The organism is Streptomyces palmae (genome assembly GCF_004684805.1).
In the GTDB taxonomy this organism is placed as follows: Bacteria; Actinomycetota; Actinomycetes; order Streptomycetales; family Streptomycetaceae; genus Streptomyces; species Streptomyces palmae.
The window spans coordinates 1-8,765 of sequence record NZ_SRID01000295.1; the positions used below are offsets into that span (position 1 = coordinate 1).

The following is an 8,765-nucleotide window of genomic DNA, read 5'->3' on the forward strand; positions in this document are numbered from 1 at the left end:
CCCGTGCCCCCGGCACCCCCCAGGGCGATGGCACCGCGGCAGCCCGCGGGGCCCACCGCGCCGGTGCCTCCGATGGCCCAGGTGACCCCGGTGGTTCCGGTGCGGCCTCAGGTCACCAACCCGCCTCCGGCCCGGTGATCTCCCGGATCGCCGGACGGGCGGCGTCCAGCACGGTGTGGAACCAGGCCGAGAACGGCCGCTCGGCGCAGAGCCGCTCCAGCTCCCCGGGCGTGACGAACGCCGTCTCGCCGACCTCCGCCGGATCCGGCCGCGGCTCGGCCCCGACCAGCCCCGCGAACAGGTGGTTGTACTCCTGCTCGACCAGGCCCGACGCCGGATCCGGGTGGTTGTAGCGGACCGTGCCCGCCTCCCGCAGCAGCGCGGGCGCCACCCCCAGCTCCTCACCGGTTCGCCGGGCCGCGGCCACGAAGGGCGGCTCCCCCGGGTAGGGGTGACCGCAGCAGGTGTTGGACCAGACCCCGGGGGAGTGGTACTTGCCCAGCGCCCGGCGCTGGAGCAGCAGCCGCCCCCGCGCGTCGAAGAGGAACACCGAGAACGCCCGGTGCAGCAGCCCCGGCGGCTGGTGGGCGGCGAGCTTCTCCGCGGTACCGATCGTGGTGCCGTCCTCGTCCACCAGCTCCAGCAGGATGGGGTCTGCGGCGGCCTCGGCCGTGACCGGGCTGGTGGCGGTGTGGGCGCTGCTGCCATTGGCGGGTGTGATCGGCATGACCATCCTCGTCGTCGGTCGTTCCGTAGCCTCCAAGTCTTACCCACACCTCATGGATCACAGGCACGGCCGCGACTCGTGTTCGGCATGTCCACCGGGTTCCAGCTGGAAGGTGCAGTGCCGGACGTCGAAATGTTCGCCCAGGCAGCCCTGGAGGTCGTGCAGCATCCGCTCATGTCCGACCGAGCCCAGCACCTCGGGGCGGACCACGACATGCGCGGAGAGCACGGTCAGCCCCGAGGTGATGGTCCACACATGCAGGTCGTGCACGTCCGCCACGCCCTCGACGGCGAGTATGTGGGAGCGCACCTCGGCCACGTCCACATCCCGCGGCGCCGCCTCCAGCAGCACGTTCACCGTCTCCCGCAGCAGCTTCCAGGTGCGCGGCACGATCATCAGGGCGATCAGCAGCGAGGCCAGCGGATCGGCCGCCCGCCAGCCGGTCACCAGGACGACCGCGGCCGAGACGATCACCGCCACCGAGCCCAGCGCGTCCGCCAGCACCTCCAGGAAGGCGCCCCGGAGGTTGAGGCTCTCCCGCCGGCCGGGCAGCAGCAGTGCCAGGGACACCGCGTTCGCGGCCAGGCCGACGGCACCGAAGACCATGGTCAGCGCGGACCGGGTCTCCACCGGGGAGGCGAACCGCCGCACCGCCTCCACCAGGATGTAGCCGCCCACGCCGAACAGCAGCAGGCAGTTGCCGAGCGCGGCGAGGATCTCGGCCCGGGCCAGGCCGTAGGTGCGGCGGGCGCTGGGCGGCCGGCCCGCGACATGGATGGCCAGCAGCGACATCGCCAGGCCCAGCGCGTCGGTCGCCATGTGCCCGGCGTCCGCGAGCAGCGCCAGCGAGCCGGCCAGCAGCCCGCCGGCGATCTCCGCGGCCGTCACCGCCAGGGTGATCGCCAGCGCGCACCGCAGCCGCCACTGGTGCGTGCCCGCGGCGGTGCGGTGGCTGTGGCCGGCGCCCATCGATGCCTCCTCGCTCCGCGGAGGTGCGGTGCCTCTTGCGCGCGGGTCCCGCCGTGGCAGGTCGCGCATGCCTCCTCGGCGCGGGTCCGCCGTGGCTGGTCGCGCAGTTCCCCGCGCCCCTGCGGGGCGCCTGTGGGACACCGCGCCTTGGCAGGGGTCAGTGAACTACGGCGGGGGGCCGGGTCAGCCGCGCCGCGCCTCGGGATGGCGCAGGCACCACCCGTTCCACGCCGACTCCACCATCTCCCGGACCCCGTACCGGGCACTCCAGTCCAGCTCCTTGGCGATCAGCTCCACCGAGCCGACCACCCGCGCCGGATCGCCCGCACGCCGCGGCTCCACCTCGGGCGCCGGCTCGGCGCGACCGGTCACCTCCGCGATCAGGTCCGCCATCTCGCGCACCGAGACCCCGTGCCCGGTGCCGATGTTCACCGTCAGATCGCCCGCCCCGTCCCGCGCGGCCAGCCGGCGGGCGACCGCCAGATGCGCCTCGGCGAGGTCGGCGACATGGATGTAGTCCCGCACGCAGGTGCCGTCCGGCGTCGGATAGTCGTCGCCGAAGATCCGCGGCGGCAGGCCGTCCGTGATCCGCTCGAACATCATCGGCACGATGTTGTAGACCCCGGTGTCCGCCAGCTCGGGGCACGCCGCCCCGGCCACGTTGAAATAGCGCAGGCAGGCGGTGGAGATGCCGTGGGCCGCGCCGGTGGCCCGTACCAGCCACTCACCCGCCAGCTTGGTCTCGCCGTAGGGGTTGATCGGCGCGCACGGCAGGTCCTCGGTGACCAGGTCCACATCCGGGGTTCCGTAGACCGCGGCCGAGGAGGAGAACACGAAGCTGCCGATCCCGGCCGCGACCACGGCCTCCAGCAGCACGGTCAGCCCGTGCACGTTCTCCCGGTAGTAGCGCAGCGGCTGCTCCACCGACTCCCCGACCTGCTTGCGCGCCGCCAGGTGCACCACCCCGGTCACGCCGTGCTCGGCGATGGCGCGGTCCAGCAGCGCCCGGTCCAGGGTGGAGCCGGCGACCAGCGGCACGCCCTCGGGCAGCCGCGCGGGGACCCCGGCGGACAGGTCGTCCAGCACCACGACCCGCTCCCCGGCCTCCGCCATGACCCGCACTACATGTGCCCCGATATATCCGGCACCACCGGTGATCAGCCACGTCATGACGGCACCCTACCCACCGCCGGGGACGGCGGGCGTTTGTCGGGGGGAGCCGGAATCGACCATGATGAACGGCGGCAGGCGCAAGCCTCGATCACCCGATCGGGCGGTGAATGTGCGGTGAACGGGCGCTTCCGTGCATCCGATAGCCTCTGCCGGCGTGCTGTCCGCCCCGCGGGGCCCCAGTGCGCGCCGCCCGCTGCCCGCCGGCATGGCCGGGCGGGCCGCCCTGCCAGACGCCAAGGAGTGAGTTCGACTGTCGACCGCCATTCTCACCGGTCCGCCGGCCGTCGGCTCGTCCGTCGTGGACGACCTCAGAGCGCTGGGCTTCGAGGTGCGCACCGCGGCCGACGCGGAGGCTCTCGCCACCGAGCTGGCCCGCGTTCCGGCTGATCAGCGCGTCGCGGTGGTCGACTCGCGGTTCCTGGGACATCTCCACGCGCTCCGGCTCGCGCTCACCGACCCCCGCTTCCCGGCCGCCGCGGTGACCGGCGCCATGACCGCCCGGCCCGAGGCGCGCGCCGCCCTGGCGCAGGTGGCGGCGCGGCAGGCGCGGCACGGCTCCCCAGGGCCGGCGGTGGCCGCGGCCACCACCGCGGCGGCGCGGCCGCAGACGGCCGAGGCGCCGGACCGCGGACACACGAGTTCCGTCACAGATCCGGGCGGCCCGGCCACCCCCGGCGGCCTGCCGGACGCGCTGGCCGCGGAGCTGCTCACCGAGGGCGTGCCGGTGCACCGGCCCGAGCTCGGGGTGCTGGTCGCCGAGGTGCCCGCCGAACCGCGGGAGCGCGCCCGGGTCCGTACCGAGATCGCCGCGGTCGACGACGAGCAGGTACGGCTGCGCGGCGCGGTGAAGTCCCGCGACGGGTTCTTCACCACCTTCTGCATCAGCCCGTACTCCCGCTACATCGCCCGCTGGTGCGCCCGGCGCGGCCTGACCCCCAACCAGGTCACCACCGCCTCGCTGCTCACCGCGCTGATCGCGGCGGGCTGCGCGGCCACCGGCACCCGCCCCGGCTTCGTCGCCGCCGGCCTGCTGCTGATCGCCTCCTTCGTGCTGGACTGCACCGACGGGCAGCTGGCCCGCTACTCGCTGCAGTACTCCACGCTGGGCGCCTGGCTGGACGCCACCTTCGACCGGGCCAAGGAGTACGCGTACTACGCGGGCCTGGCCCTGGGCGCGGCCCGCGGCGGCGACGACGTATGGGCGCTGGCGCTGGGCGCCATGGTGCTGCAGACCTGCCGCCATGTCGTCGACTTCTCGTTCAACGAGGCGAACCACGACGCCACCGGCAACACCAGCCCCACCGCGGCCCTCTCGGACCGCCTGGACAGCGTCGGCTGGACGGTCTGGGCCCGCCGCATGATCGTGCTGCCGATCGGCGAGCGCTGGGCGATGATCGCCGTCTGCACCGCGCTCACCACCCCCCGGATCACCCTCTGGGTGCTCCTGGTCGGCTGTGCGCTCGCCGCCTGCTACACCACCGCCGGCCGGGTGCTGCGCTCGCTGACCCGCAAGGCCCGCAGGACCGACCGGGCCGCTCAGGCGCTGGCCGAGCTGGCCGACTCCGGCCCGCTCGCCGAGGGCTTCGCCGCACTGCTGCGCCGCCCGGCCCGGGCACTGCCCGCCTTCGCCGCCCCGGCCCTGGCGCTGCTCGGCGGCGCCGCGGTGGTCGCGGTCGCGGCCCTCACACCGTTCGGCGGCCCCTGGCCGCTGCTGGCCGCCCTGGGCTACGCGCTCACCTCGGCACTGGCCGTCGCCCGGCCGCTCAAGGGAGCCCTCGACTGGCTGGTGCCCCCGGTGTTCCGGGCGGCCGAGTACGGCACCGTCCTGGTCCTGGCCGCCCGCTCCGAGGTGAACGGAGCGTTGCCGGCGGCTTTCGGCCTGGTAGCGGCTGTCGCCTACCATCACTACGACACGGTCTACCGCATCCGCGGTGGCACCGGTGCGCCCCCGCGCCTGCTGGTGCGGGTGATCGGCGGGCACGAGGGGCGGACCCTGGCGGTCGCGGCCATCGCCGTTCTCTGGCACCACCAAGGCTTCACCATCGCGCTGACGGCCCTTGCGGGGGCCCTGGCGCTGGCAGTGCTCATCGAGAGCATCCGCTTCTGGGTGTCCTCCGGAGCACCCGCAGTACACGACGAATCAGGAGAACCCGCATGATCGGCCTCGTGCTGGCCGCCGGCGCCGGACGGCGTCTGCGCCCCTACACCGACACCCTGCCCAAGGCCCTGGTGCCGGTGGGACCCGCAGGGTCCGAAGACGGCGGCGCGGACAGCCTCACCGTCCTCGACCTCACCCTGGGCAACTTCGCGGAGGTCGGTCTGACCGAGGTCGCGATCGTCGTCGGCTACCGCAAGGAGGCCGTGTACGAGCGCAAGGAGGCCCTGGAGAGCAAGTACGGCCTCAAGCTCACCCTGATCGACAACGACAAGGCCGAGGAGTGGAACAACGCCTACTCCCTGTGGTGCGCCCGTGACGCCATCCGGCACGGCGTGATCCTCGCCAACGGCGACACCGTGCACCCGGTCTCCGTCGAGAAGACCCTGCTCGCCGCCCGCGGCGACGGCCAGAAGATCATCCTCGCGCTGGACACGGTCAAGCAGCTGGCCGACGAGGAGATGAAGGTCGTGGTGGACCCCGCCAAGGGTGTGCAGCGGATCACCAAGCTGATGGACCCGGCCGAGGCCACCGGCGAGTACATCGGCGTCACCCTGATCGAGCCCGAGGCCGCCGCCGAGCTGGCCGACGCCCTGAAGACCACCTTCGAGCGGGACCCCGACCTGTACTACGAGGACGGCTACCAGGAGCTGGTCAACCGCGGCTTCAAGGTCGACGTGGCGCCCATCGGCGAGGTGAAGTGGGTCGAGATCGACAACCACGACGACCTGGCGAAGGGCCGTGAGATCGCGTGCCAGTACTGACCCGACTCATCCCCTCGCCGCTTGTCGTCGACATCCGCGCCGGGGCTCTGGATGACCTGGCGGGCGTGCTGGCCGACCAGCGCATCTCCGCCTCGGGGAAGCTGGCCATAGCGATCAGCGGCGGTTCCGGGGCGGTGCTGCGCGAGCGGCTCGCCCCGGCGCTGCCCGGCGCCTCCTGGTACGAGGTGGGCGGCGGCACGCTGGACGACGCCATCAAGCTCGCCGACGCGATGAAGACCGGGCACTACGACGCGGTCGTGGGCCTGGGCGGCGGCAAGATCATCGACTGTGCGAAGTTCGCCGCCGCGCGGATCGGACTGCCGCTGGTCGCGGTCGCCACCAACCTGTCGCACGACGGCCTGTGCTCCCCGGTCGCCACCCTGGACAACGACGCGGGCCGCGGCTCGTACGGCGTGCCCAACCCGATCGCCGTGGTCATCGACCTCGACGTGATCCGGCAGGCCCCGATCCGCTTCGTCCGCTCCGGCATCGGCGACGCGCTCTCCAACATCTCCGCGGTCGCGGACTGGGAGCTGTCCAACCGCGAGACCGGCGAGCAGATCGACGGGCTGGCCGCCGCCATAGCGCGCCAGGCCGGTGAGGCCGTGCTGCGCCACCCCGGCGGGGTCGGCGACGACGCCTTCCTCCAGGTGCTGGCCGAGGGCCTGGTGCTCACCGGCATCTCGATGTCGGTGGCCGGCGACAGCCGCCCGGCGTCCGGCGCCTGCCACGAGATCAACCACGCCTTCGACCTGCTCTACCCCAAGCGTGCGGCCAGCCACGGCGAACAGTGCGGCCTCGGCGGCGCCTTCGCCATGTACCTGCGCGGCGCCCACGCGGAGTCCGCGCACATGGTCGAGGTGCTGCACCGGCACGGGCTGCCCGTCCTGCCGGAGGACATCGGCTTCACCGTGGACGAGTTCGTCAAGGCGGTGGAGTTCGCGCCGCAGACCCGCCCCGGGCGCTACACGATCCTGGAGCACCTGGACCTGTCCACCGACCAGATCAGGGACGCATACGCCGACTATGCCAAAGCTGTCAGTCAAACCATCAGTGGCTGAACTCCGCCCGGTCGTCCACCCCGAGGGTGTGAAGGACCGGCGGAGCGGTGAGCACTGGGCCGGACGCCTGTACATGCGGGAGATCTCGCTGCGGGTCGACCGTTTCGTGGTGAACACCAGGATCACGCCCAACCAGCTCACGTACCTGATGACCGTGTTCGGCGTCCTCGCGGCGCCGGCCCTGCTGGTGCCGGGGATCGCGGGCGCCGTGCTCGGCGTGCTGATGGTCCAGCTCTACCTGCTCCTGGACTGCGTCGACGGCGAGGTCGCGCGCTGGAAGAAGCAGTTCTCGCTGGGCGGGGTCTACCTGGACCGGGTCGGCGCCTACCTGTGCGACGCCGCGGTGCTCGTCGGCTTCGGCCTGCGCGCCGCCGACCTGTGGGGCTCCGGCCGGATCGACTGGCTCTGGGCCTTCCTCGGCACCCTGGCCGCGCTCGGCGCGATCCTGATCAAGGCCGAGACCGACCTGGTCGGCGTCGCCCGCCACCAGGGCGGACTGCCGCCGGTCAAGGAGGCGGCGTCCGAGCCGCGCTCGTCCGGCATGGCGGTGGCCCGCAAGGCCGCCGCGGCGCTGAAGTTCCACCGGCTGGTCCTCGGGATCGAGGCGTCGCTGCTGATCCTGGTCCTCGCGGTGGTGGACACCGTGCGGGGAGACCTGTTCTTCTCCCGGCTCGGCGTCGCCGTGCTGGCCGGCATCGCGCTCCTGCAGACCGTGCTCCACCTGGTGTCCATCCTCGCCTCGAGCAGGCTCAAGTGAGCGCCGGCACGATGAAGGTCGGAGCGGTCGTCCTCACCATGGGCAACCGCCCCGACGAGGTGCGCGCACTGCTCGACTCGGTCGCCGCGCAGGAGGGCGACCCGATCGAGGTGGTCATCGTGGGCAACGGCTCGCCGCTGCCCGCCTTCGAGGTCCCCGGCCTGACCGTACGCACCGTCGAGCTGCCCGAGAACGTGGGCATCCCGGCCGGTCGCAACGTCGGCATCGAGGCGTTCGGCCCGGGCGGTCGGGACGTGGACGTCCTGCTCTTCCTGGACGACGACGGCCTGCTGCCCCGCAAGGACACCGCCGAGCTGTGCCGGCAGGCCTTCGCCGCCGACCCGAGCCTGGGCATCATCACCTTCCGGATCGCCGATCCGGAGACCGGCACCACCCAGCGCCGCCATGTGCCGCGGCTGCGCGCCTCGGACCCGATGCGCTCCTCCCGGGTCACCACCTTCCTCGGTGGTGCCAACGCGGTGCGTACCACGGTCTTCGCGCAGGTGGGCGGGCTTCCGGACGACTTCTTCTACGCCCATGAGGAGACCGACCTCGCCTGGCGGGCGCTGGACGCGGGCTGGATGATCGACTACCGGTCGGACATGGTGCTGCACCACCCGGCCACCGCCCCCAGCCGGCACGCGGTCTACCACCGCATGGTGGCCAGGAACCGGGTCTGGCTGGCCCGGCGCAACCTTCCCGCGCTGCTGGTGCCGGTCTACCTCGGCGTGTGGATGCTGCTGACGCTGCTGCGCAAGCCGTCCAAGGACGCCCTGCGGGCCTGGTTCGGCGGATTCCGGGAAGGCTGGAAGACTCCATGCGGCCCCCGGCGCCCCATGAAGTGGCGTACGGTATGGCGCCTGACCCGACTGGGCCGACCTCCTGTCATCTGACGAGCGCGGATCTGAGAGCATCGGGCGCGATCCGGGGCGCGACCCCGGGCAGTGCACCCCGAGGACGAAAGTGTCAACTGTGAGCGAGACTACGCACGACAGTGCGGTCGCCATGAGTGCCCCGCCATCCCCCGACGCATCCCCTGATGAGGGGCTGACCCCCGCGCAGTTGGCCGCCAAGTACGGCTTGACGGTCAGTGGTGCGCGGGTGGGGTTGAAGGACTACGTCGGGCAGCTGTGGGGTCGGCGCCATTTCATCCTGGCGT

The 8,765-nt window shown here is 72.8% G+C and carries 8 protein-coding genes and 1 pseudogene; 6 read left to right on the forward strand and 3 right to left on the reverse strand.

Going from position 1 to position 8,765, the window contains the following annotated elements:
• Positions 1-112: 112 nt before the first annotated feature.
• The 3 genes from idi to galE all read right to left on the reverse strand — a co-directional run bounded on the left by idi (position 113) and on the right by galE (position 2,866).
• Positions 113-727 carry an isopentenyl-diphosphate Delta-isomerase gene (gene idi, locus E4099_RS24315; RefSeq protein ID WP_135341257.1) on the reverse strand — a complete coding sequence of 205 codons (615 nt, stop codon included), beginning with the start codon at positions 725-727 and terminating at the stop codon, positions 113-115.
• A 57-nt stretch (positions 728-784) separates the two neighbouring features.
• Positions 785-1,696 carry a cation diffusion facilitator family transporter gene (locus tag E4099_RS24320; protein WP_135341258.1) on the reverse strand — a complete coding sequence of 304 codons (912 nt, stop codon included), beginning with the start codon at positions 1,694-1,696 and terminating at the stop codon, positions 785-787.
• Positions 1,697-1,879: 183 nt separating this feature from the next.
• On the reverse strand, positions 1,880-2,866 hold the full coding sequence (gene galE / locus E4099_RS24325; protein ID WP_135341259.1) for a UDP-glucose 4-epimerase GalE: 987 nt from the start codon (positions 2,864-2,866) through the stop codon (positions 1,880-1,882).
• A gap of 253 nt (positions 2,867-3,119) precedes the next feature.
• On the opposite strand from galE, the gene E4099_RS24330 reads away from it, so the two are divergent.
• The 6 genes and pseudogenes from E4099_RS24330 to E4099_RS34490 all read left to right on the forward strand — a co-directional run.
• Positions 3,120-5,027, forward strand: coding sequence for a DUF5941 domain-containing protein (locus tag E4099_RS24330; RefSeq protein ID WP_135341260.1), 1,908 nt, complete (start codon positions 3,120-3,122; stop codon positions 5,025-5,027).
• Positions 5,024-5,788, forward strand: a complete 765-nt coding sequence (locus E4099_RS24335; RefSeq protein ID WP_135341261.1) for a phosphocholine cytidylyltransferase family protein — start codon at positions 5,024-5,026, stop codon at positions 5,786-5,788. The genes E4099_RS24330 and E4099_RS24335 overlap by 4 nt, the downstream gene beginning before the upstream one ends.
• Positions 5,776-6,849 (forward strand): iron-containing alcohol dehydrogenase family protein, encoded by a 1,074-nt coding sequence (locus E4099_RS24340; protein ID WP_135341262.1) that lies wholly within the window; start codon positions 5,776-5,778, stop codon positions 6,847-6,849. The genes E4099_RS24335 and E4099_RS24340 overlap by 13 nt, the downstream gene beginning before the upstream one ends.
• Positions 6,815-7,606, forward strand: a complete 792-nt coding sequence (locus E4099_RS24345) for a CDP-alcohol phosphatidyltransferase family protein (protein WP_135341263.1) — start codon at positions 6,815-6,817, stop codon at positions 7,604-7,606. Before E4099_RS24340 ends, E4099_RS24345 begins: the two co-directional genes overlap by 35 nt.
• Positions 7,607-7,617: 11 nt before the next feature.
• Positions 7,618-8,499 carry a glycosyltransferase family 2 protein gene (locus E4099_RS24350; RefSeq protein WP_135341264.1) on the forward strand — a complete coding sequence of 294 codons (882 nt, stop codon included), beginning with the start codon at positions 7,618-7,620 and terminating at the stop codon, positions 8,497-8,499.
• Positions 8,500-8,578: 79 nt separating this feature from the next.
• Positions 8,579-8,765, forward strand: a pseudogene (locus E4099_RS34490) (ABC transporter permease); the annotation flags it as partial.

Bases quoted from the DNA above. Each gene is read 5' to 3' on its own strand.
- galE (WP_135341259.1), bottom strand. From the start codon at position 2,866: ATGACGTGGCTGATCACCGGTGGTGCCGGATATATCGGGGCACATGTA.
- E4099_RS24350 (WP_135341264.1), top strand. From the start codon at position 7,618: ATGAAGGTCGGAGCGGTCGTCCTCACCATGGGCAACCGCCCCGACGAG.
- idi (WP_135341257.1), bottom strand. From the start codon at position 727: ATGCCGATCACACCCGCCAATGGCAGCAGCGCCCACACCGCCACCAGC.
- E4099_RS24320 (WP_135341258.1), bottom strand. From the start codon at position 1,696: ATGGGCGCCGGCCACAGCCACCGCACCGCCGCGGGCACGCACCAGTGG.
- E4099_RS24335 (WP_135341261.1), top strand. From the start codon at position 5,024: ATGATCGGCCTCGTGCTGGCCGCCGGCGCCGGACGGCGTCTGCGCCCC.
- E4099_RS24345 (WP_135341263.1), top strand. From the start codon at position 6,815: ATGCCAAAGCTGTCAGTCAAACCATCAGTGGCTGAACTCCGCCCGGTC.